The organism is Rhizobium sp. TH2 (assembly GCF_024707525.1).
Classification (GTDB): domain Bacteria; phylum Pseudomonadota; class Alphaproteobacteria; order Rhizobiales; family Rhizobiaceae; genus Rhizobium_E.
In genome coordinates, this window is sequence record NZ_CP062231.1 from 1,785,940 (window position 1) to 1,809,204 (window position 23,265).

Sequence of the window (23,265 nt, forward strand, 5' to 3'; positions counted from 1 at the left end):
GTCGTCATTCTGTAATAATTCAGGGCCGGATTGCTTTTATTGAATACTTGTATGGAGATGGCGGGATGGAAGCTGGTGCAGGCGGGCTGATAGCGATGGAAATGCCGGTGGAGCCACAGCCGCAGGCGGCCTCCGCGCCTGACATCCGCGAGAGCCCGGACCGCTTCATCAACCGCGAATTCTCCTGGCTTCAGTTCAACCGGCGGGTCCTTGAAGAGACGCTCAACGTCAACCACCCGCTGCTCGAGCGGGTGCGGTTCCTGTCGATCTCCGCCAACAATCTCGACGAATTCTTCATGGTGCGCGTCGCCGGGCTCGAAGGCCAGGTGCGCGCCAATATCGCCGTCAAGAGCCCCGACGGGCTGACACCGGCCGAGCAGCTCGAACAGATCCTGAGGGAAATCAACAACCTTCAGATGGAGCAGCAGGCGGCACTCGCCGTGCTGCAGCAATATCTCGCCCGCGAGGATATATTGATCGTCCGGCCCGGCGCGCTCTCGAAGGAAGACCGCAAGTGGCTCGAAAAGGAATTTGACGAGGCGATCTTTCCGGTACTGACGCCGCTCAGCATCGATCCCGCCCATCCCTTTCCGTTCATTCCCAATCTCGGCTTCTCGATCGCGCTGCAGCTGTCGAGCCTTTTGGGCAAGGAGCCGATGACGGCGCTGATCCGCCTGCCGCAAGCGCTCGACCGGTTCATCAAGCTGCCCGACCAGAAGGGCACGCTGCGCTACATCACCCTGGAAGACGCGGTGGAGGCCTTCATCACCAAACTGTTCCCGGGCTACAAGGTCGAGGGTTCGGGCACGTTCCGCATCATCCGCGACAGCGATATCGAAGTCGAGGAAGAGGCCGAAGACCTGGTCCGCTTCTTCGAAAGTGCGCTCAAGCGCCGCCGTCGCGGTTCGGTGATCCGCATCGAGACCGATAGCGAGATGCCGCAATCGTTGCGGAACTTCGTCACCCATGAACTCGGCGTGCCGGAAAACCGCACTGCGGTTCTGCCCGGCTTCCTAGCGCTCGATGCGCTCTCGGAAATCGCCAAGGCGCCGCGCGACGACCTGCGCTTCGCCTCCTACAATGCCCGCCATCCGGAACGGGTACGCGAGCATGCCGGCGACTGTTTCGCTGCGATCCGCGAGAAGGACATGATCGTCCACCATCCCTACGAGAGCTTCGACGTGGTGGTGCAGTTCCTGATCCAGGCCGCGCGTGACCCAGATGTCGTGGCGATCAAACAGACGCTCTACCGCACCTCCAACGACAGCCCGATCGTGCGGGCGCTCGCCGATGCCGCAGAGGCCGGCAAGTCGGTGACAGCACTTGTCGAGCTCAAGGCGCGGTTCGACGAGGAGGCCAATATACGTTGGGCGCGCGACCTCGAACGCGCCGGCGTACAGGTCGTGTTCGGTTTCATCGAACTCAAGACCCATGCCAAGATGAGCATGGTCGTGCGCCGCGAGGACGGGCGGCTCAGGACTTATTGCCACCTCGGCACCGGCAATTATCACCCGGTGACCGCCAAGATCTACACCGACCTCAGCTACTTCACCTGCAATCCGGTCATTGCCCACGACATGGCCAACATCTTCAACTTCATCACCGGCTATGGCGAGCCGGAAGCGGGCATGAAAATAGCGATGTCGCCCAATACGCTGCGCCCGCGCATTCTCCAGCACATCCGCGAGGAGATCGTGCATGCCAGGGCGGGCAAGCCCGCGGCGATCTGGATGAAGATGAATTCGCTGGTCGATCCTGAGATCATCGACGCGCTTTACGATGCCAGCGCCGCCGGGGTGAAGGTGGAACTCGTGGTGCGCGGCATCTGCTGCCTGAGGCCCCAGGTCGAAGGGCTGTCGGAAAACATCTGGGTGCGTTCCGTCGTCGGCCGCTTCTTGGAGCACAGCCGGATCTTCTGCTTCGGCAATGGTTTCGGCCTGCCGCACGAGAAGGCGCTGGTCTATATCGGCTCGGCCGACATGATGCCGCGCAACCTCGACCGGCGCGTCGAGACGCTTGTGCCGCTGGTCAACAAGACTGTGCATGAGCAGGTGCTGTCCCAGATCATGCTGGCCAACCTGATTGACAACCAGCAGTCCTACGAGATACTTCCCGACGGCACTTCCAGACGCGTAACCGTACGCGAAGGAGAGGAACCCTTTAACGCGCAGCTCTATTTCATGACCAATCCGTCGCTCTCCGGACGCGGCGAAGCATTGAAATCGAGCGCGCCGAAACTGATCGCCGGCAGGTTCCCATCCTCCGGCCGGAAATGACAGAAGCGCTGAATTCGGTATCTCATGGTAGAATCTGAAGCCCAGGGACGGTTGCCCGGCATAGAGCCGGTGTCGATCGTCGATATCGGATCCAATTCGGTCAGGCTCGTGATCTATGAGGGGCTCAACCGCGCCCCCACCATGCTGTTCAACGAGAAGGTCATGTGCGGCCTCGGCAAGGGGCTGGCGCAGACCGGCAACATGGATGCGCAGAGCGTGGAACGCGCGCTGACCGCGCTCAAGCGGTTCAGGGCGCTGGCTACGCAGGCACGGTCGCGCACCATGTTCGCCATCGCCACGGCCGCAGCCCGTGAGGCGAAGAACGGCCCCGAATTCATCCGGCAGGCCGAACTGATCCTTGGGCAGAAGATACGGGTCCTCTCCGGCGAGGAAGAGGCGCATTTCTCCGCGCTCGGCATCGTCAGCGGCTATTTCGACGCCGACGGCATCGTCGGCGACCTCGGTGGCGGCTCGCTCGAACTGGTCGATGTGCGCGGCAAGGGGCACGGCACAGGCTTGACGACGCCGCTCGGCGGATTGCGGCTGTCGGAGTTCTCGGGCGGCTCGCTCACCAAGGCGGCCAATCATACGCGCAAGCTCCTGCGCGGCGTTGATTTCCTGAAAGAGGGTGAGGGGCGTACCTTCTATGCTGTCGGTGGCACCTGGCGCGCTCTCGCCAAGCTCCACATGGAACTCAGGAACTATCCGCTACATATGGTCCAGGACTACCGCCTTGGCCTCGACGAAGCGATGGTCTTCCTTGACGAGGTGATCCGCAACAAGGAACAGAAGGAGCCGGCCTATCAATCGGTTTCCCGTTCGCGCCGCGCGCTGCTGCCCTATGGCGCCGTCGCCATGCGCGAGGTGCTGGCGGAAATGAAGCCGTCGCGCGTCTCCTTCTCGCAGCAGGGCGTGCGCGAGGGCTATCTCTATTCGCTGCTGCCAGAAGCTGAAAAGGCGCAGGATCCGCTGCTGTCGGCGGCGCGCGAACTGGCCGTCCTGCGTGCCCGCTCGCCCGAACATGCCCGCGAGCTTGCGACCTGGACCGGTCAAATGGTTCCGGCCTTCGGTATCCGCGAGACGGTGGAGGAGGGGCGCTACCGACAGGCGGCCTGCCTGCTCGCCGATATCAGCTGGCGTGCCCATCCGGATTATCGCGGCCTGCAGGCGCTCAACCTGATCGCGCATGGCGCCTTTATCGGGATCACTCATCCGGGTAGGGCGTTCATCGCGCTGGCCAACTACTATCGCTTCGAGGGGCTGAGCGACGACCACGAGACGGATGAACTCTCGACGATTGCCACGCCGCGGCTGCTGGAACTGGCAAAGCTGCTCGGCGGGCTGTTGCGCGTTGCCTATGTCTTCTCGGCCTCGATGCCTGGGATCGTCCGGCACCTCCGCTTCGAGGCGCCGAAGATCCCGCAAAGCGGTCTCGACCTCGAATTCGTCGTGCCGCACGAATATTCGGCCTTCAGCGGCGAGCGCATCGAGGGACGGCTGCAGCAGCTTTCCAAGCTCACCGGCAAGAAGCTGGCATTCCGGTTCGAATAGCTTGCCGCCGTCTCATAATTAGACATTAACCGATCGCCATAAGATTCTGTAAAGCCTAAATTTTATCTGCGATTATTCGTCGCCGAAGCGGACGATATTTGGTAACCAATTGCCCCCATGATCCCGCTCAACAGACGACCGGGGGCATCAATGGTTAGCGTCACGCTTGGCGGCAGAGCAAAGATTTACGATTTCGACGTTGCGGATATCAAGCTGAAAGGCTTGATGGAAGACGGCCCCGACATTTCGGTTGGCCGGGACGAATTGAAGATCTCCCAGGACAAGAACAATTACGTCGTCCTCGAAGGCGAATTCAAGTTCGGCTTCGGCAAGGGTATCGACGAGATGATCCGGGCGCTCGACGGGATCACCGTGGTCGAGAACGGCCGGCAGATCTATCATGCGGGCAATCTCGACCTGACGGGCAGGGAAATCGGCAACGACGACTTCAGCCCCAAGCAGTGGCTCGTCGAGCAGAACTATACGGTCAAGGGCAATGCATTCGGCAACGAGATCCTCGGCGCCGCGCGCAACGATCTCATCCACGGCATGGCAGGCAATGACGGCCTCATCGGCCTGGCTGGAAACGACAGGCTTTTCGGCGACGACGGCAACGATGTCCTTACGGGGGGGATCGGCAACGATTTGCTGACCGGCGGGCGGGGCATCGACACATTCGTCTTCGCGACCGGCGATGGCGCCGACACGGTCATGGACTTCATCGCAAAGGGCAGGGCTCACGAGATCATCGATCTCACCGCTGTCGATAGTGTTGCCTCTTTCGAGGATCTGTCGCTCGAGCAGGTCGGCAAGAATGTCGTCCTCGACCTTGGCGACGGCGACACGATGACGCTCAAGAATGTGGCGCTGGCAAATCTCGACGCGTCGGATTTCCTGTTCTGACACAACATCCTGTTTAGCATCGGCGCCGGTCTCACTCAAAGGCCGGCGCTATTTCTATTTCGCGTTTTGCTTGTTTTCCAGTATATCCCTTACGAATTGACAATATCCAGGACTGCAAGATCTAGATAGTTTTGTTCGTAAAATATTTGCCATTCCGAATAGTGCGCCGCCAAATTACCGCTTCTTAACTGTACTGTCTCACGGAAATTTCAGCTTTGAGCGGTAAGTTCATCTCAACACCAAAGCGGTGGGTAATCAGGGGTGAAAAAAATGATCAACGTTACTTTCGGCGCTGCTGGCGCCTCGGACTTCAATGTCTCGAACTTCGTGTTCCAGGCGTTTACTGGCGCAAACTTCGAGGTTGCGTTTCAGGAAGGCACCGGGGAAGCGCTCGACAGCGTACGCTTCTATTCCGGCAAGAATGACTATGTAGAATTGAAGGGTCAATTCAACGCGGAAGACCCCGTGGACCAGGAAACCGAGACCTTGCTCGACAACGTCGAATCGGTCGCCAGCTACAAGGTGGTCGATAACGGCAAGGTTGCCTTCCAGATTTCTGGACTGGAGATCGGTGCGGATCAACTGCACAGTTTCAAGGCGCTTGCGAAGTATCTCGCAAACAGCGACTATCAGATTACCGGCAACAATGCCGCAAATGATCTTTATACGGCCAATGGCGACGACAAGCTGAACGGCCTCGACGGCAACGACTTCCTGTTCAGCGGCGCGGGTGCGGACGAATTGCTGGGCGGCAAGGGCAACGACACGTTCGACGCCGGCCAGGGCGACGACAGCATTAACGACAAGATCGGTGCCGACACCCTGATCTTCCACAGGGGCGATGGCATCGACGATGTCACGGGCTTCAACTTTGTCGGCAAGGGCCACGACACGATCGACCTTTCCGAGTATTTCGGCGGCGACAAGGAGCTGCGGTTCAAGGACCTCGACATTTCCAGGCAGGGAAAGTCCGATGTCGTGATCGATCTCGACGGTGCCGATCAGATCATCCTGCACGGCGTAACCACCAAGCAGCTCGACGCCTCGGACTTCCAGTTCTAAGACGAGATAGAATGAAACAAGGGCTTGGCGGTCGTCCGCCAGGCCCTTTTTTCCGTGAATTTTGGCTTATTCGGCGGCGAGCGAAAACTCGACGACATCGACCTTGCGGTTGACGAAGCGTAGCGCCATCTCGCCCTGGATGAGCTTCAGGGCAGGCTCGCCGAAGAGTTCGCGCCGCCAGCCGTGCAGGGCCGCGACTTCGGCTTCCTCGCCCTTGGACGCAATGGCGTCGAGATCGTCGCCGGACGCGATGATCTTGGAGGCCACGCCGTTCTTTTCGGCGATCAGCTTGAGCAGGACTTTCAGCATTTCCACGGCCGCGCCGCTGCCTTCGGGCGCACTGCCCGAGCGCGGAATGCGCGGAAGGTCCGCCTTCGGGATGGCGAGCGCCGCATTGACCGCGCCGAGGATCGCCGCGCCATTCTGCGAGCGTTCATAGCCCTTGGGAATGGTGCGGAGACGAGCCAACGCTTCGGTGTCCTTGGGCTGCTGCTGGGCGATCTCGAAGACCGCATCGTCCTTCAGCACGCGGCCGCGCGGCACATCGCGGGAACGGGCTTCGCGCTCGCGCCAGGCGGCGATATTCTTGAGGATCGCCAGCTCGATCGGCTTGCGTACCCGCATCCTCAGCCGCTGCCAGGCGTCATCGGGGTGCAGGTCGTAGGTCTCGCGGGATTCGAGAACCGACATTTCCTCGGCCAGCCACTCGGTGCGCCCCTCGCGCTCGAGCTCGCCCTTGAGATGGAGATAGACGTCCTTCAGGTGCGTGACATCGGCGATGGCATAATCGAGCTGCTTTTCCGACAGCGGACGATGGCTCCAGTCGGTGAAGCGCGACGACTTGTCGAGCTGGACGTTGACGATGCGCTGGACCAGCGTGTCGTACGACGCCGAGTCGCCGAAACCGCAGACCATGGCGGCCACCTGCGTATCGAAGATCGGATGCGGGATCAGCCCGCCGCGGTTGAAGATGATTTCAATATCCTGCCGCGCCGCGTGAAACACCTTGGTGACGGACGCGTCGGCCATCAGCTTGAAGAACGGGGCGAGATCGATGCCGGGTGCGAGCGGATCGACGATGGCGTCGAGATCAGGCCCCGAAAGCTGGATCAGGCAGAGCTGCGGCCAGAACGTCGTCTCGCGCAGGAATTCGGTATCGACCGCGACATAGTCGTGCCGGGCAAATATTTCGCAGGCCTCGGCGAGTTCCTCGGTCTTGAGAATGATCTTCATAAATACAGAGTCCGTATTGTTTTCATGTTCTTCCGCTTATGGCGGGCAAAAATCAAGGCTCGGCGGAAGCTTTGCCCGCATTTTATGCAGGGCGTTGCAGCTTGCGTGTCAACGTATAGGCGAGAAATATCGCCTGCGTCGCGGCCGTGAAGGCAAACATCGACTTCGGACCGAACCAGCCCATTATCGATGCGGCAAGCCAGGGGCCGATCACGGCGCCGGCCGCCCAGTAGAAAAGTAGCGCCGCAGTGATGGTGGCGAACTCGCCGGGGCCGGCCCGATCGTTGGCATGCGCCGAACACATCGAATAGAGCGGCATCGAAAATGCACCGAGCAGGAAGACGCCCGCGATATTGAGGAAGATGCTGTTGCCGGCGAAGAAGAACAGCAGCAGGCTCGCCAGCATGCCGCCGGCGGTCGCCACCATGATCACCGTGCGCCGGTCCTTTCGGTCGGAATAGTGGCCGAACGGATATTGCAGCACGACGCCCGATATGATGCTGGCGGCGAGGAACCATGCGGTGACCGTGGTGTCGAAGCCGAGCTCCAGGCAGTAGACCGGCCCGAGTGAGCGATAGACGGTGTTGGTCATGCCGACGGCGAAGCAGCCGACAGCGGCGAGCGGCGAGGTCAGCCACAGATATTTCATGTCGAAATTGACATGGTCGGGTGGCGAAGGGCTCGACTTGTCGGCGAGCGAGATCGGCGTCAGCGACAGCGACAGCGCGATCGCCGATATGCCGAACAGTATGAAGGACGTACCGCCGAACCACGGCAGGAAATACTGCGCCGACGTGTTCGCCGCGAGATCGACATAGCGATAGACCGACAGCGTGCGCGCACGGATGGCATTGTCGACCTTGGAATTGAGCCAGCTCTCGATGACAGCGAAGAGAACGGCCAGGCAATAGCCGCTGATCAGCCGGAGGATGGTCCACAGCCACGGATCGACGACCAGGCCCGCCAGGATGATCGTCGCCGTCGAGATCGCCGCCATCGCCGAGAAGGCACGGATATGGCCGACCTGACGGAGCAGATGCGTGATGTGGAAGCAGCCGAGCGCGAAGCCGAGATAGTAGGCTGCGGTGATCAGCCCGATCAGCCACGGCGGAAAGCCCTCCGACGACGCCCGCCAGGCGATCAGCGTGCCCTGCAGCCCGTTGCCGAACATCAGAAGCGCGGCCGAGGCGAGAAGCGGGATGAGGGATGTGAGCTTGTTCATGCAAGGATTACGCGCGGGAGAAGACGGCCTGAATCGGCCTCGATCTATTCCTAGCGGCAAATGCCGCCAAAGTCCGTCCGAATCCGGCATATCAGGTCAAATTATGTGCAGGCTAGGGTGCGGAATATTTGCGGATGGGGCGCGCCTATGCCTCGGTGTTCATCGTGCGGTCAACCTTCCGTCGTCGATCAGAACATGAAATCGCCCTTGCCGAGATGCTTGATGTTGACATCCTCGAGGACCAGCACGTCCTTGCCGGCTTCGAGCCAGACGTCGGAGCCGTGCTTTTCGAGCGCCGCCTTGACGTCCTTGAGATTGTCGAAGCCCTTGAGCTTGGACAGATCGACGATGTCGTGATCGACTCCGGATGCCTCGAAATCGGTGATCGTGTCGCGGCCGTATTTCCTGCCGAAGAAGAACGTATCCGAGCCGAGATCGCCGGTCAGCTTGTCCCGGCCGCCCTTGCCGTTGAACACGTCGTGCGCTGTGGTGCCGGTAAAGTTGTCCTCGCCGTTGCCGCCGGTATAGATGTCGGTGACTTCATCGACATCGAAGCTGATGACATCAGGCGTCGCGTCAGTGTCGGAACCGCCATGGGCGGTCTGTCCATCGTCCACCACCTGGAAGCTGAAGGCGTCGAGGCCGTCGCCATAGGCGTCCTTGTCGGCCAGCCACGTCAGCGTGGCGAGATCGGCCACGGCGATATGATCGCCGGCTTCCACCACGACGCCGCCGAGCTTGAGTTCGCCGGAGCCGGGCAGGGCGGAGACGATGATCTCCTTGAAGCCGTTGTTCTCGGTGTCGGCATAGCCGAAATCGGCAGCCGAGAAGGTGTAGGCGGTGTCTTCCAGCGTTGTGACGGTCTTGTCGAGGCCGGTGGGCGCATCGTTGACATTGTTGACGGTGAGGGTGAAGGACGTTGTTACACCCAGTGATCCATCCCAGGCGGTGACGAATATGGCGAAAGATCCGACATCGGCATCGAGCGGCGTACCCGTGAACGTGCCGGTGACAGCGTCGAAGATAAGCCATTCCGGCAAGCTGTTCCCGTCTTCCATCGTCGCGGAATAGGTCAGCGTGTCGCCCAGATCGACATCGACGAACGTGCCCGGCTGCAATGCCAGCGTGAACGGGCTGTCCTCGTAGACGACCTGATTGTCGATCGTCTGGCTGACAACCGGCGCATCGTTGGTGTTGCGAACCCAGAGGTCGAACGTCCTCGACGCACTGAGCGCGCCGTCCGAGGCCGTGAGCTTGATCGAAAGCGTTCCGACATCACCGTTATTAGGCGTGCCCGAGAAGGTTCTCGTAGCGGGGTCGAAGTCCAGCCAATCTGGCAAATCGGAACCATCTTCCAGCGTCGCCGAATAAGTCAACGTGTCGCCGATATCCTGATCCACGAACATGTCGGCGTCGAAAGTGAAGTTAAGTTCGCTGTCCTCAAACACATCTTGCTCGCCGAGCGAGCCGGAGGATGTCGGCGCGTCATTGGTGTTTTCGACCACGAGCTCGAACGTGTTATCGACGGTAACGTCGCCATCCGAAGCCCTGACCGTGATGGAGACTATGCCGACATACTCATTGCCAAGCGCGCCGGAGATGGTACCGGTGCTTGCGTCGAACGTCATCCATGCAGGGTAATCGAGTACTTCATAGCTCAGCGTATCGCCGAGATCGGCGTCGGTGAAGGCACCGGCGATGCTGAAACTGAACGGGATGTCTTCCATGACCGTCGGCGGCGTGAACGGAATGGCCACAGGCGCATCATTGGTGTTTTCGACCACGATGTCGAATGTCGTGGAGGCGCTGAGCGACCCGTCCGACGCAATGACCTTGACCGTGAGCGTGCCGACATCGCCATTGAGAGGCGTGCCGGAGAAGGTGCGCGTTGCGGGGTCGAAATCCAACCAGTCCGGCAGGGCGGAGCCATCGGCGCTGGTCGCGCTATAGGTCAGCGTGTCGCCGACATCCACGTCGAAGAAGTGGTTTGCGGCGAAGGTGAAGGTGAAAGGACTGTCTTCGATGGCAGAGCCCGACGCGATCGCGCCGCCAAGCTGCGGCGCATCATTGGTGTTGGTCACATTGATGACGAAGGTATTGGATGTCTGTGCGCCGTTATTCGATGATACGATGACCGTGACGGTGAGCGGCCCGACGTCGCCGTTGGCAGGCGTGCCGGTGAAGGTGCGTGTCGCGTCATCGAAATGCAGCCAGTCCGGCAGGTCGGTGCCGTTGACCAGTGCGCTATAGGTGAAGGCGTCGCCCTCGAAATCGGAAAACAGGTCCGCCGGGATCTGAAACGTGAAGGGCGCATCCTCGGGCGCTGTCTGGTTGGCGATCCCTTCCATCGTGGCCGGCGGATGATCGTCGATATGAAAAACGCGCTGGTAGACGCCGAAGCCGTCGCCGTCCTGGCTACCGGAGTGCCATGTCACCACCCAGCCGCCATCGGGCAGTGCGGTCACCTGGGCATCGTATTGATTTCCCGTCGTATAGTCGTTGACGCGAAGTTCCGTTCCGTGGCGGCTGCCATCGGGATTGAAGGCTTGCTGGAAGACGCCGGCGCCGGCGCCGTCTTCGCCGTAAGCCCATGTCACCACCCAACTGCCATCGACAAGCGCCGTGACGATCGGATCATACTCATTCGATGCATTCGTGACATTGACCATCATCTCGGTGCCGAGCGGTGTCCCGTCGGCGCTGTAGGCCTGCTGGTAAATGGCACCGTCTTGGCCAAGCGTTAGCCACGCCACGACCCACCCGCCGCCGGGCAGGGCGTTGATGGAAGGGTCGGACTGTACGGGTGGCACATCGGTGTTGACCAGCATGGCATCGCTGGCCGCGATACCATCGCTGTCATAGCGTTGCTGGTATATGCCGAGGCCGTCGGCGTCTCCTGTTCCGCGCCATGTCGTAATCCAGCCGCCATCGGTAAGGGAAGTGATCTGCAGGTCTCTGTCGAAATGGGTCGTGACCAGCGTCTCGGTTGCGTGCGCGGAGCCGTCTTCGTTATAGGCTTGTTGAACAAGGCTGGCTGTCGAAGTGGCCGGGTCATAGTGACTCCAGCTTACAACCCAGCCGCCGTCGGCAAGTGCCGTTGTCCGATGGACGTCAGAACTTCCGTCAGAATAAGACAGCGGGTGACTGTTGACCTGCGCATCCGCACTGCGGATCGTGCCGTCGGCATTATAGGATTGCTGGTGGAAGCTGAATTCGTCAACGTCTGGCGTCTGCGACAACCAGGTCACGACCCAGCCGCCATCGGCGAGCGCGACCACCTGCTGGCTCAACGCGTTAGCCGGCGTGGGCGCGTTTACCGCTGCCTCGCCACCCAGCGGGGTTCCATCGGCTTTGTATGCTTGCGAGAAGAGGTCATAGCTGCCGTCGGCATGCGAGCTCTGCCACACAACCACCCATCCGCCATCGCCCAATGCCGCGATCTGAGGATCAACCTGGACTCCTGACGTTATCGTATTGACCGGCGTTTCACTGTCGTGCGGCGTGCCATCGGCATCGTATCGCTGCTGGTAGACGCCATGGAGATCACCATCTTGTCCGTAAGACATCCACGTCACCACCCACCCGCCGTCGGTCAGCGTGGTGATCTGAGGCGCGCTTTGTTCGCTCGTCGTATAGGTATTGATCTGCGTCTCGGTGCCGGAAATCACGCTCATGGCTCAGACCTCCGTCATCGCATGAAATGACGGAAGGGCGCGCGCGCCCGTGACAAAACCTTGCTCATGCGTCTTCCCCCAAATGCGCCGCTTGCCCCGGCATCGGTGACCGGCAAGGCTTGATGACGCAAAAGGCGGCAGGGCCGCAAATGCACCGCATGCCCACGCCGCTTCCATGGCACAGGCCCGCGCCGAAACTCATAGCGTCAAACGCATGTGTGTGTTTGACTTTTTCTGGGGGGCATTCCGGTTGGACTTGGCGACAGCTTAGAAGAAGTCGAAATACTTGTCCTTGCCCTCGATCTGGGCGGCCTGCGTCTCGTTGTCAAATTCAAACGTCAGCGTGTCGCCGGTCGGCAGTTCGAGGATGAGGTTTACTCCGTCTTCCGTGACGACCTGGGTGAAGACGATGTCGTCGTAGAGGTAATAGTCCATATAGATGAAGTCGTGGTCCTTGCCGGTCAGGTCGAAATCGGTGACGGTGTCGCTGTCATAACCGGTCAGAAAGGCGAAGTGATCGGCGCCGGCGCCGCCGGTCAGCGTGTCATTGCCGCGATGGCCGTAGAACCAGTCGTCGCCGCCCTTGCCGTTGAGCGTGTCGTCACCGGCAAAGCCCCACATGCTGTCCTTCTTCGCCGAACCGCTGACCATGTCGTCGCCGTCCATCAGCCCATGCAGGATGCGAAAGGGGTCGCTTTTCAGGCTGAATGCCTTGAAGATGTCGGCGGAATCAACCTCCAGATTGTCGAATGTGTAAATCCGCTGGCCCTTGTTGTTGAAGAACTCGGCGCTCTCTATCGTGCCATCGGTGATGACGTTCTGGGTCTTTTCGAAGTTCTCGCCTTCGAAGACCATGGACGTGCCGTCCTTGTCCTTCAGGGTGAATGTGTCGTCGATGAGTTTCGAGATAACGAGCGTCTTGCCGTCGAACTGGGAGAAGTTGTCGAAATCGGGCAGTCTCTTGCCGTAGACGATCGTAGCCATTGTGGAATCCTCATGATGCCTTGGCCGGACAAGACACGATGAGGGTTGCGCTGGGCTTGTCGCGCCCTCCCGCCTTGACAAATCGGGCACATCATGCGCTTGTCCCGCCGAATTTTAACGACCCATTTCCCGGGATTCCCGGCAGGATATTCGACATGCAGGACCAACAGTTTCACCGCTACCGCAGCCATACATGCGCGGCACTCCGCAAATCCGACGTCGGCCAGACCGTGCGTATTTCCGGCTGGGTGCATCGCGTGCGCGACCACGGCGGCCTGCTGTTCATCGACCTGCGCGACCATTACGGCATGACCCAGATCGTCGTCGATCCGGATTCGCCTGCCTTCAAGGCGGCCGAGACCGTGCGCGGCGAATGGGTGATCCGTATCGACGGCCTGGTCAAGGCTCGCTCCGAGGAGACCGTCAACAAGCAGATGGCGACCGGCGAGATCGAACTCTACGCACAGGAGATCGAAGTGCTCTCCGCCGCCAAGGAGCTGCCCTTGCCGGTGTTCGGCGAGCCCGATTATCCCGAGGACATCCGCCTGAAATACCGCTTCCTCGATCTCCGTCGCGAGACGCTGCACAAGAACATCGTCAAGCGCAGCCAGATCATCTCCGACATGCGCAACCGGATGACCGATATCGGCTTCGGCGAATATTCGACGCCGATCCTGACCGCGTCGTCGCCAGAAGGCGCGCGCGACTTCCTGGTGCCGTCGCGCATCCATCCCGGCACGTTCTTCGCGCTGCCGCAGGCGCCGCAGCAGTACAAGCAGCTTCTGATGGTGGCCGGCTTCGACCGCTATTTCCAGATCGCGCCCTGCTTCCGCGACGAAGACCCGCGCGCCGACCGCCTGCCGGGCGAATTCTACCAGCTCGACGTCGAAATGAGCTTCGTGACGCAGGAAGACGTGTGGGACACGATGGGTCCCGTGATGACCGAAGTGTTCGAGAAATTCGCCGACGGCAAGCCGGTGACCAAGGACTGGCCGCGCATTCCTTACGATGTCGCGATCCGCAAATACGGTTCCGACAAGCCTGATCTCCGCAACCCGATCGAGATGCAGAGCGTCACCGAGCATTTCGCCGGTTCGGGTTTCAAGGTGTTCGCCGGCATGATCGAGAAGAACCCGAAGGTCGAGGTCTGGGCAATCCCGGCCAAAACGGGTGGTTCGCGCGCCTTCTGCGACCGCATGAATGCCTGGGCGCAATCGACCGGCCAGCCGGGCCTCGGCTATATCTTCTGGCGCAAGGAAGAGGACGGCACGACGGCCGGTTCCGGGCCACTCGCCAAGAACATCGGCGAAGAGCGCACCGAAGCCATCCGAACCCAGCTCGGTCTCGACGTGGGCGACGCCTGCTTCTTCGTGGCCGGCGAACCCTCTAAATTCTACAAGTTTGCAGGCGAGGCGCGCACCAAGGCCGGCGAGGAACTGAACCTCGTCGATCGCGACCGGTTCGAGCTGTGCTGGATCGTCGATTTCCCATTCTTCGAATACAATGACGAGGACAAGAAGGTCGACTTTGCCCACAACCCGTTCTCGATGCCGCAGGGTGGGCTGGATGCGCTGATGAGCCAGGATCCGCTTACCATCAAGGCCTATCAGTACGACGCGGTCTGCAACGGCTTCGAAATCGCCTCGGGCTCGATCCGCAACCAGTCGCCGGAACTGATGGTCAAGGCATTCGAGCTGGTGGGTCTCAGCCAGACCGACGTGGAAGAACGTTTCGGCGGCATGTACCGCGCCTTCCAGTACGGCGCCCCTCCGCATGGCGGCTGCGCCTTCGGCATCGACCGCGTCGTGATGCTGCTGGTCGGCGCCAAGAACCTGCGCGAGATCACGCTGTTCCCGATGAACCAGCAGGCGCAGGACCTCTTGATGAACGCACCGGCCCCGGCCATGCCAAAACAGCTCATGGAGCTGTCGCTTCGGGTCATCCCACCGGTGAAGAAGGACTAAGCTGATAGCTTGAGCGCAAAATGAAATCCCGGAAGGTATGAACTTCCGGGATTTTGTGTTTCCGGCAGCACCGGTACTCGCCGTAAGCATCATTCAAGAAAACAGGCGATCTCGCATCCCGCCGGTAACCGCTATGGTTGCATTGGTCGAGTAATCGTGCTTAATCAATTCTTAATGCCTTTTCAGGGGCGACTACCGTCGGCCGTTCAATTCTTTGATCCATCTATAATGGGAGATATTGATGTCCTCACAGGCAACAGCCAGCGACGAAAACCGGGTCAACAGCTACACAACCAGCACTCAGCAAAATTCCTCGGCGACGGCGCTGGCCGATGGCGGCTGGCTGGTGACATGGACGTCCTTCGGCCAGGATGGCGATTTCTATGGCATCTACCAGCGGCGCTACGATGCCGATGGGGTGACGTCCGGCACGGAAACGCTGGTCAATAGCTATACTACGAGCAATCAGGCCTTTTCCTCGGTGACGGCGCTGGCTGATGGCGGCTGGTTGGTGACTTGGTCGTCCCAAGGCCAGGATGGCAGTGGTGCTGGCATCTACCAGCAGCGCTACGATGCCGAAGGCGTGGCATCCGGCACGGAAACGAGGGTCAACAGCTATACCACGGGTATGCAATCCGAATCCTTTGTGACGGCGCTGGCCGATGGCGGCTGGCTGGTGACATGGCAGTCCAATGGCCAGGAGGGCGGTGCCTATAGCATCTACCAGCAGCGCTACGATGCTGGTGGTGTGGCATCCGGCACGGAAACGCTGGTCAATAGCTATACTACGAGCGATCAGTCCACTCCCTCGGTGACGGCGCTGGCCGATGGCGGCTGGGTCGTGACATGGTGGTCTTATGGCCAGGATGGCGGGGAAAGTGGCGTCTACCAGCAGCGCTATGATGCCGATGGCTCGGCATCCGGCACGGAAACGCAGGTCAATAGCTACACCACGCTCGCTCAGGCCTTTTCCTCGGTGACGGTGCTGGCCGATGGCGGCTGGCTGGTGACATGGCAGTCCTGCGGACCGGATGGCGATGAGTATGGCATCCACCAGCAGCGCTACGATGCTGGTGGTGTGGCATCCGGCACGGAAACGCTCGTCAATAGCTATACCACGGGCAATCAGTCCACTCCCTCGGTGACGACGCTGGCCGATGGCGGCTGGCTGGTGACATGGAAGTCCGATGGCCAGGATGGCAGTGGTACTGGCATCTATCAGCAACGCTACGATGCCGAAGGTGTGGCATCCGGCACGGAAACGCGGGTCAATACCTATACCACGAGCGATCAGGGCAGTCCCTCGGTGACGGCGCTGGCCGATGGCGGCTGGTTGGTGACATGGACGTCCTTTGGCGAGGATGGCCATGCTGATGGCATCTACCAGCGGCATTTCGCTGCCGATGTCCGAGGCGGAGCACTGGCAGACCTCCTTGCCGGCACCAACTGGGACGAAACGTTGATGGGCTTTGGCGGCAATGACACGCTGGACGGCAAGGCCGGCGACGACATTTTGATCGGCGGCTTCGGCGATGACATCTATGTGGTCGATTCCACCGGCGACCAGATACAGGAAATGGCGGTGCAGGGAACCGATACCGTGCTGTCATCGATCAGTTTCAGTCTCGCTGGCATGTTCGGCATCGAGCACCTGACATTGACCGGTTCAGGCGATATCAATGCCACCGGCAATGCGCTCGGCAATGTCCTCACCGGCAATTCCGGCGACAACACACTCGAGGGCGGCGACGGCGCCGACACGCTTACCGGCGGCGGCGGCGCCGACACGCTGATCGGCGGCGACGGCAACGATATTTACGTGGTCGAATCCATCAGCGATCAGATTCAGGAACTGGCGGCGCAAGGAACCGACGAAGTGCGTGCATCGGTCGGATTCAGCCTGCTCTTGTTGGCCGATATCGAGAACCTGACATTGACCGGGCTGATGAACATCAAGGCGACCGGCAACGCCACGGCCAACAGTCTCACGGGCAATGCGGGAAAGAATGTTCTCAAGGCACTGGAGGGCGACGATATACTCGCCGGCGGCAAGGGCAAGGATACGCTGTTTGGCGGAGCCGGTATCGACACATTCGTCTTCAACACCGATGACGATGCCGACAGGATCAAGGATTTCAATGCCAAGGGCGGCGATCATGACGTGATCGATCTTTCCGGCCTCGCTGCCATCATCGATTTTGCCGATCTCAAGGCCAGTCACATGAGGCAGCAGAGCACGAACGTGGTCATCAATGGCACCCAGGGTGATATGATTACGCTGGAGGGCGTCAGGATCAAGGACCTCGACGCGGGCGATTTCCTGTTCTGACATCCGGAAGCCGGCGCCCGCGGGGATTTCCCTTGTGCCTCACCACGCATCCGGCGTACGCACCATGTGCACGACATTGGCGGGGTTCATGATCCAGCCGCCGCGAAAGCCTTCGCCGAGATCCTCGATCTGGTCGCAGCGGATAGCGCCGCCCGCTTCGAGATGGGTCAGCGCAGCCTTGTGGTCATTCGTAAAGAGTTCGAGCCAGATCTCGGCCTGCGTATAGTTCGGCGCCTCGTCAATCCACAGACGGTTGGGGCCGAGCACGAAGCCGATGGCTGGGGCCTTGGCATCGAAGGTGGGCAGCTTCACCACATCGCGGTAGAAGCTGACAACAGCTTCGTATTGGTGCGACGGCACTTTCATGGCGATGTTGATACCGCCCTCGATCTCTGATTTCATGGCTCTCTCCTATCTGTCTTTCCAGCCATCGACCCGTTTATCGGCATGGCGGTCGAGTACGAAGTTCGGCTCGATACCGTGTTCGAGCCAGATTTTCGCGCCGGCCAGGACCAGTGCGAAACCTTCGGTGGAGTCGAGTACTGCCTGTAGCCTGGCGTCATCGTCACCTTTGAAGCCGCTGTTTTCGACTTCGATCCAGGTCTGGCCTGAGCGGTATTCGCGAAAACGCCATTCGACCTCTGTGGGATTGTTTTCCGTATCCCACAGGATGCGGATAAGACTGTGGGGTTCGATTGCGAGCACCCGGACATGCGTCGTGAAGCCGTACATTTCCCACGTCCAGTCGAGCTCGGCACCTGCAACCAGGCGCGCCGAACCATGGCTGAACCAGAAGCGGGTGGTGATCGTAGGGTCGGCGAAGGCCTCGAAGACTTCGGGAACCGCACGGCGGATGAGAAGTTCGCTTCGGGCAATGAGTTCGGTCATGGGAGCCTCCTTACATCTCGATATTCTGCTCTGATGCGACGACGCCCTTCATCTCGGAGGGATAATAGCCATCACGAAGGTTGATGCCGTATTCGACATAGGCCTTCATGCAGGCCAGCATCTGCGACCAGCCCTCGCAATTCATGTAGGACGATTTCTGGCCGCGCGCATTCTCGCGCCAACCGGTTTCGGCGATGGTGACCATGGTGCCGCCGTCGTCGAGCTGCTTGAAGCGCATCTCGACCTTGGTCTTGTAGGCGTCCTCGCCCTCGTCGACCATCGCATCCCAGCGGAAGACGATTCTCCGGTTCTCCTCGACCTCATCGACGATGACGGGCGCCATGCCGAACCAGGTCACGGTGGTGCCGGCGACGAGCGGCGCGCTGGCGCCGCCGATCGTGGTGAAATAGCCCGAGAGCTTGGTGGGGTTAACGACGGCGTCGAAGACTTCCGCCACAGGTTTGCCGATGCGGCCGTTCACACGAAATTCCAGCGTCATGCTGTCCTCCATCGTTTGACTGGCCTCAGGATATGTTATAAAAACATAACATGTCAATTGATTCCAAAGACGATGAGATTTTTAAAGCGCTGGCCAACGGCACGCGCCGACGGATGCTCGATGCGATGCGGGATGCACCGCAGACGACCGGGGCGCTGTGTGTCGCGTTCCCGGATATGGATCGCTGCACGGTCATGCTGCATCTGAAAGTGCTGGAGGGGGCGGGCCTGGTGCTGGTAACGCGCGAGGGCAGGGAGCGCTGGAACCACCTCAATGCGATGCCGATCCAGGAGATCCACGACCGCTGGATCAGCCAGTATGCGGGGCACGCGATGAGCGTGCTGACGGCGATGCAGGCGGGGATGGAGGGGCAGGCCGTGTGAGGCGTCGAGTTTGCGTTTCGGTGGTGGGCCAGATCGTCTTGCGGATCAGGGCGTCGAGCCGCGACGGGATTGGTGCCGGCGAGCTTGCGACAGACCTGCAGCGCGCGGACGGCGTGGTCCCACAGGATGTCGAAGGCGCGTGACGCTGGAAGAACTTGATGCGAGCCACTTTCTGATCTTCTAGCCATAATGGACCGATTCCCTCGAAATGCCGGAATATCGCCTGCATCCCGGCGAATTTCCGCAGTGATGCGGCCGTAATCCCCTCGCAGCATCTTCCCGGCTGAGTTGATCAGCTGACACCACAGGGGAATACGATGACAGATCAAGACAATGAGATCGATCGGCAGGCTGGCGTGTTGCCGCCTTCGGCCGAAACGTTTGCCGAGCCCTCGCGGGCAGGCGGCTTTTCCACCCTCATGCGCTCGCCGGGCGTGAAATTCATCATCATCGGCGTGCTGACCGTTCTTCTGCTCATTCCGACACTGCTCGTCTGGGCACTGGTCGAGGAACGGGCCGAGCGCGCCAACGAAGTTTCCGCTCGCATCTCGGCGGGGTGGGGCGGTCCCCAGATCGTCAACGGACCCTATCTCGCCGTGCCCATGAGTGTGAACCGCAGCCAGAACAACAACGGCACCATCACCACGATGCGGGTGACGGAATGGGCGCTGCTGATGCCCGAGGAGATGAAGGTCAATACCAAGCTTGACACCGAAGCGCGAAAACTCTCGATCTATTCGCTGCCGGTCTATAACGCCAAGATGAAGTTCAGCGGCCGGTTCGGCACCGACCTGCGGCAAAGCCTGGCGCAGGTCGAGGGCGTACCAGATCTCGACCGCGCCTTCCTCGTCATGAACATCGCCGACATATCGGGCATCCGTTCCAACGCGGATATCAAGATCGATGGCGGCGCGGCACTGCCATTCCAGCCCGGGATGAAGAGCATAAAGGGATTGAAGAGCGGCTATTCCGAGTATGACTCCACCCAGGCCTATGCGCAGAGCGATACCGGCATCAACCGGCCAATCGATCGTGCAATAATCGAGAAGGGCTTCACCTTCGAGATGGACCTGTCGCTCAACGGCTCGGCGAAATTCTCGCTCGCGCCGGCGGGCCAGACCACCATGTTCACGGCATCAGCCAACTGGCCGGATCCCGGCTTCGAGGGCCTGTTCCTGCCGGAGACGAAGACGATCACCAAGCAGGGCTTCGAGGCGGCCTGGACCATCCCCTATCTCGCGCGCGGCGTCGACAAGGTGATCGCATCCAACGTGCTGCCGCTCGGCGGCAACCTGATGTCGGTCAATCTCGTCGAGCCGGTGAAGTTCTACCAGATCGTATCGCGGACGCTGAAATACTCGGTCGGCTTCATCTCGCTGATGTTCTTCGCCGTCTTCATCATCGAGTTGAAGGGCGGCAGGATGGTGCATTGGGTGCAATATGTGCTGACCGGCCTGGCGCTGATCATCTTCTACATAATGCTGCTGGCACTCTCCGAGCATCTCGGCTTCATCATCGCCTACGGCATCGCCGCCACCGCCACGATGCTGCTCATCGCCTCCTATGTCGGCACCGTCACGGGCAGCCGACGGAGCGGGGTGTCGCTCGCGGTCGTGCTCGGCCTGTCCTATGCGGTGATGTACCTGATCCTCAGGGAGGACGAATATGCACTCCTCGCCGGTGCCCTGATCTCCTTCGTGACGATCGCGGCGACGATGTATTTCACCCGCAACATCGACTGGTCGGGCAGCCGCGAGGCGAAATGACGATTGGGTCCGGGCGGTGCGAGCCGCCCGGATCGCTGGAGACCCTGACAGCACAAAAAACCCGGAAGGCTTGGCCTTCCGGGTTCCATTTTGCGATGTTTGTTACGAACCGCCGATCAATCGTTCGCAGTCACCTGAACATTAAGCGTCTTGACCAGGTTGGCCGGATCGCCCATGGCGGCACCCATGATCTGCGGGGCTGCGAGCGGCTGGGCCGGGTTGGCCGAGACGGTCAGGCTCTTCGGATCGTCGAGATAGGCACCTGCGGCAGCTTCGATCTGCTTCTGCAGGTCGGGCATGTTCATCATGCCGAGCATCATCGGCAGCATGCCCTTGAGCGACTGCGCCATCTGCTTGCCGTCCACGCCCTGCTGCTTGCCGGCGAATTCGAGTGCCTTGGCCGTGATGCCGGCGTCGTCGAAGCGGACCGAGGCGCCGTTGTAGATCAACTGCTGCATCAGGCCCATCATGGCCATGCCGAGCGCCTGCTGGCCGGCGGCCTTGTCAGGATTGGTCTCGGAAGCCTTGACCGCATCCTGCATCGCCTTGATGAAATCGAGCGTGTAGCCCGACATCGAGAAATTGATGTCGAGGCGGCCGACATTGTCGAAGTCGAAGGCATATTCGCTCATTTCGAACTTGCCGTCGGCGACCGTCCACGAGCCCTTCATGGTGACTTCGCCCTTGACGTTCTGCAGCCCGAGTGCGGTGATGGCTTCCTGCGCCTTCGGATCGGGAGCGGCGGTCATGTCGATATTGACGCCGGAAACGGTGGCGTCGAAATCGAACTTGCTCTGGTCTTCGGCGGCGGTGAGATTGCCTTCGGCGCCTTCGAACGCGAAAACCTGCTTGCCTTGCGCCGATACGGTGACGGGGCCGACGGCGAAGTTTTCATAGAGCATCATGGAATCGATCGTGCCGGGCTTCGGCTCGTTCGGGATATAGACGCCGCCGATGCTCATGCCGGTGGCGGTGATCGTCGCGCCTTCCTGCGTGGTGTTGATATCGGAAAATGCGATCTTCTCGATCGTGTAGCCTTCGTCGCCTTCTTCGACATTTTCCAGCGTGACATCACCGATCGGGAAGGACTTGCCGTCCGTGCCAGCGGCGCTGACGGTGACGCCTGTCAGCTTCACATTGGCGCCATCAACGGAGGTCGAAGCAGCCTCGATCTTGCCGCCCTGGACGCTGTAAACCGCGTTGATCTTGGCGAGCACGTCATTGCCGTCGAGCGCGAAGGCCGAATTTGCAAAGCCGAAAAACGCGGTGCCGGCGAGCAACACGCTGAAGGAGCGGTTCAATTTCATGGGGTGGTCCCTTTCTAAGAGGTCAGAATTCGGTTGGAATGCATCCACAGGCAAAAACGGTTGATGCGCCGTTTATATTCTCAAGCCAGGCAATATCCCACTGGAATTCAGACTTTTTTTGGGGAACTCGCGGTTATGGTAACCGCGAGTTCAAGCTTTCCCGAAGTCAGCCAAATGATTCTCGTAACGGGTTTTCGCCACAGCAGATCCCGGCTCTTTTGGTGCTCACTATCACTTCACATGCAGGATGAATTTCTGGCCCCGGTAGCCGATGGTCTGGTAGTCCGACATGTCGGGCAGGCGATATCCAACTGTAAAGGTGTCGGTCCCATGAAAGCCGGGAGCCGGCGTATAATAGACGGACATCGCCTTGGTCCGGTTGTTGGTGCAATTCCGTATTTTCCCGGCAGGGACAAATTCCCACTTGAACGTGATGGTACCGTGTTGGGGCTTTGTCGAAATCGTCATCTTGGGCTTTCCCGCCACAGTGCAGTTCGAGAAGTCGGCAACAGTGAATGCGTGGATTCTGGTTGTGCGGTTGGCCGGTACGCCGCCCTCCAAAGTGCCGGCGAGCACGCTTGTGGAGATGACGGCAAGAAAGGCTGCGGAAGCGATAGCGAAAAGACGCATGAGAGGCCCCTGGTGGCATGTTGTTGAGACGGCGGCATGCGGCGTGGTACCGATGCCCGCTATTGGATTGCCGGCGCGCCGCCGTGGGCGCGCCGATCTGGCCCGGTATGGAATGTCCGGAAAATCGCCACGTGAATTACTTCACGTTGACTTTGATGTTCCAGTGCTTGGAGCCGCCATAGCTGGCACCGGGCGCCAGACCTGGCACGTTCATGGTGAAGCTGAACTTGTCCGTGCCCCTGTAGCCCTTGTGCGGGGTGTACCAGACCGCCAGTCCCTGTCCGACGTTGCCCTTGCAGCCGCGGGCATTGCTCATCGGCAGCTTGCGCCACTCGGTCCTGATCGCGCCGTGCTCCGGCTGGCGGTTGACTCTCACGACACCCTTGCCCAGCGTGTGGCAGCCATAGGCTCGGCTACCGTAGAAGTAGAAAAAGCCCACCTCATTGACGGTGTTGGCCTTCGCGTCGAGCGTTTCGGCCGAAGCCGGCGATAAAGTGGAAAGCAGGATCGCCAGTGAAGCGAGAGCCTGAATGATAATGCGCATGGATGCCCCTGAACTATACTTGCATATGGCGCGTGATGGTTGCGCCGCTA

General features: G+C 60.2%; 19 protein-coding genes. 9 read left to right on the forward strand and 10 right to left on the reverse strand.

The genetic code is table 11. The features are described from left to right. The first annotated feature begins 95 nt into the window (after nucleotides 1–95). From IHQ71_RS09000 to IHQ71_RS09015, 4 genes are all read left to right on the forward strand, one after another. Entirely contained in the window at nucleotides 96–2,276 is a 2,181-nt protein-coding gene (locus IHQ71_RS09000; RefSeq protein WP_258162786.1) for an RNA degradosome polyphosphate kinase, read from the forward strand. A gap of 24 nt (nucleotides 2,277–2,300) precedes the next feature. Next, nucleotides 2,301–3,827 (forward strand): exopolyphosphatase, encoded by a 1,527-nt coding sequence (gene ppx / locus IHQ71_RS09005; protein WP_258161631.1) that lies wholly within the window; start codon nucleotides 2,301–2,303, stop codon nucleotides 3,825–3,827. 150 nt (nucleotides 3,828–3,977) lie between these two features. After that, complete coding sequence (locus tag IHQ71_RS09010; RefSeq protein ID WP_258161633.1) at nucleotides 3,978–4,730, forward strand: hypothetical protein; 753 nt, start codon at nucleotides 3,978–3,980, stop codon at nucleotides 4,728–4,730. 270 nt (nucleotides 4,731–5,000) lie between these two features. Next, nucleotides 5,001–5,792 carry a calcium-binding protein gene (locus IHQ71_RS09015; protein WP_258161635.1) on the forward strand — a complete coding sequence of 264 codons (792 nt, stop codon included), beginning with the start codon at nucleotides 5,001–5,003 and terminating at the stop codon, nucleotides 5,790–5,792. A 66-nt stretch (nucleotides 5,793–5,858) separates the two neighbouring features. Here the strand turns inward: IHQ71_RS09015 and rnd are convergent, their stop codons facing one another. From rnd to IHQ71_RS09035, 4 genes are all read right to left on the reverse strand, one after another. Next, nucleotides 5,859–7,025 carry a ribonuclease D gene (rnd, locus tag IHQ71_RS09020; RefSeq protein WP_374989971.1) on the reverse strand — a complete coding sequence of 389 codons (1,167 nt, stop codon included), beginning with the start codon at nucleotides 7,023–7,025 and terminating at the stop codon, nucleotides 5,859–5,861. Nucleotides 7,026–7,107: 82 nt separating this feature from the next. Continuing rightward, nucleotides 7,108–8,247, reverse strand: a complete 1,140-nt coding sequence (locus tag IHQ71_RS09025; protein WP_258161637.1) for an MFS transporter — start codon at nucleotides 8,245–8,247, stop codon at nucleotides 7,108–7,110. 188 nt (nucleotides 8,248–8,435) lie between these two features. Then, nucleotides 8,436–11,921 carry a putative Ig domain-containing protein gene (locus IHQ71_RS09030; protein ID WP_258161638.1) on the reverse strand — a complete coding sequence of 1,162 codons (3,486 nt, stop codon included), beginning with the start codon at nucleotides 11,919–11,921 and terminating at the stop codon, nucleotides 8,436–8,438. 267 nt (nucleotides 11,922–12,188) lie between these two features. Beyond that, nucleotides 12,189–12,905, reverse strand: coding sequence for a hypothetical protein (locus tag IHQ71_RS09035; protein ID WP_258161639.1), 717 nt, complete (start codon nucleotides 12,903–12,905; stop codon nucleotides 12,189–12,191). A gap of 155 nt (nucleotides 12,906–13,060) precedes the next feature. Here IHQ71_RS09035 and aspS point away from each other — a divergent pair, with 155 nt between their 5' ends. Together aspS and IHQ71_RS09045 are read left to right on the forward strand one after the other, a co-directional pair. Continuing rightward, nucleotides 13,061–14,869, forward strand: coding sequence for an aspartate--tRNA ligase (gene aspS, locus IHQ71_RS09040; RefSeq protein WP_258161640.1), 1,809 nt, complete (start codon nucleotides 13,061–13,063; stop codon nucleotides 14,867–14,869). A gap of 241 nt (nucleotides 14,870–15,110) precedes the next feature. Continuing rightward, nucleotides 15,111–17,198, forward strand: coding sequence for a calcium-binding protein (locus tag IHQ71_RS09045; protein ID WP_258161641.1), 2,088 nt, complete (start codon nucleotides 15,111–15,113; stop codon nucleotides 17,196–17,198). Between the two features lie 39 nt (nucleotides 17,199–17,237). On the opposite strand, the gene IHQ71_RS09050 is transcribed toward IHQ71_RS09045, so the two are convergent. From IHQ71_RS09050 to IHQ71_RS09060, 3 genes are read right to left on the reverse strand one after another with little or no spacing between them, the layout of a single operon-like run. Next, nucleotides 17,238–17,600 (reverse strand): hypothetical protein, encoded by a 363-nt coding sequence (locus IHQ71_RS09050; protein WP_258161642.1) that lies wholly within the window; start codon nucleotides 17,598–17,600, stop codon nucleotides 17,238–17,240. Between the two features lie 9 nt (nucleotides 17,601–17,609). Continuing rightward, a complete protein-coding gene (locus IHQ71_RS09055; protein ID WP_258161643.1) occupies nucleotides 17,610–18,086 on the reverse strand; it encodes an SRPBCC family protein in 477 nt (158 codons plus the stop codon). 10 nt (nucleotides 18,087–18,096) lie between these two features. Next, the gene (locus tag IHQ71_RS09060; protein ID WP_258161644.1) at nucleotides 18,097–18,585 is read right to left on the reverse strand and encodes an SRPBCC domain-containing protein; all 489 of its coding nucleotides are present in this window, start codon (nucleotides 18,583–18,585) and stop codon (nucleotides 18,097–18,099) included. A gap of 50 nt (nucleotides 18,586–18,635) precedes the next feature. On the opposite strand from IHQ71_RS09060, the gene IHQ71_RS09065 reads away from it, so the two are divergent. The 3 genes from IHQ71_RS09065 (at nucleotide 18,636) to creD (ending at nucleotide 20,734) form a co-directional block, all read left to right on the forward strand. Continuing rightward, nucleotides 18,636–18,968, forward strand: a complete 333-nt coding sequence (locus tag IHQ71_RS09065; RefSeq protein ID WP_258161645.1) for a helix-turn-helix transcriptional regulator — start codon at nucleotides 18,636–18,638, stop codon at nucleotides 18,966–18,968. Continuing rightward, complete coding sequence (locus tag IHQ71_RS09070; protein ID WP_258161646.1) at nucleotides 18,965–19,111, forward strand: hypothetical protein; 147 nt, start codon at nucleotides 18,965–18,967, stop codon at nucleotides 19,109–19,111. Before IHQ71_RS09065 ends, IHQ71_RS09070 begins: the two co-directional genes overlap by 4 nt. 174 nt (nucleotides 19,112–19,285) lie before the next feature. Continuing rightward, nucleotides 19,286–20,734 carry a cell envelope integrity protein CreD gene (creD, locus tag IHQ71_RS09075; protein ID WP_258161647.1) on the forward strand — a complete coding sequence of 483 codons (1,449 nt, stop codon included), beginning with the start codon at nucleotides 19,286–19,288 and terminating at the stop codon, nucleotides 20,732–20,734. 116 nt (nucleotides 20,735–20,850) lie between these two features. On the opposite strand, the gene IHQ71_RS09080 is transcribed toward creD, so the two are convergent. The 3 genes from IHQ71_RS09080 to IHQ71_RS09090 all read right to left on the reverse strand — a co-directional run bounded on the left by IHQ71_RS09080 (nucleotide 20,851) and on the right by IHQ71_RS09090 (nucleotide 23,215). Beyond that, nucleotides 20,851–22,041, reverse strand: coding sequence for a hypothetical protein (locus tag IHQ71_RS09080; RefSeq protein ID WP_258161648.1), 1,191 nt, complete (start codon nucleotides 22,039–22,041; stop codon nucleotides 20,851–20,853). 231 nt (nucleotides 22,042–22,272) lie between these two features. Further along, entirely contained in the window at nucleotides 22,273–22,671 is a 399-nt protein-coding gene (locus IHQ71_RS09085) for an Ig-like domain-containing protein (protein WP_258161649.1), read from the reverse strand. Nucleotides 22,672–22,807: 136 nt separating this feature from the next. Beyond that, nucleotides 22,808–23,215, reverse strand: coding sequence for a hypothetical protein (locus IHQ71_RS09090; protein WP_258161650.1), 408 nt, complete (start codon nucleotides 23,213–23,215; stop codon nucleotides 22,808–22,810). Between the last annotated feature and the right edge of the window lie 50 nt (nucleotides 23,216–23,265).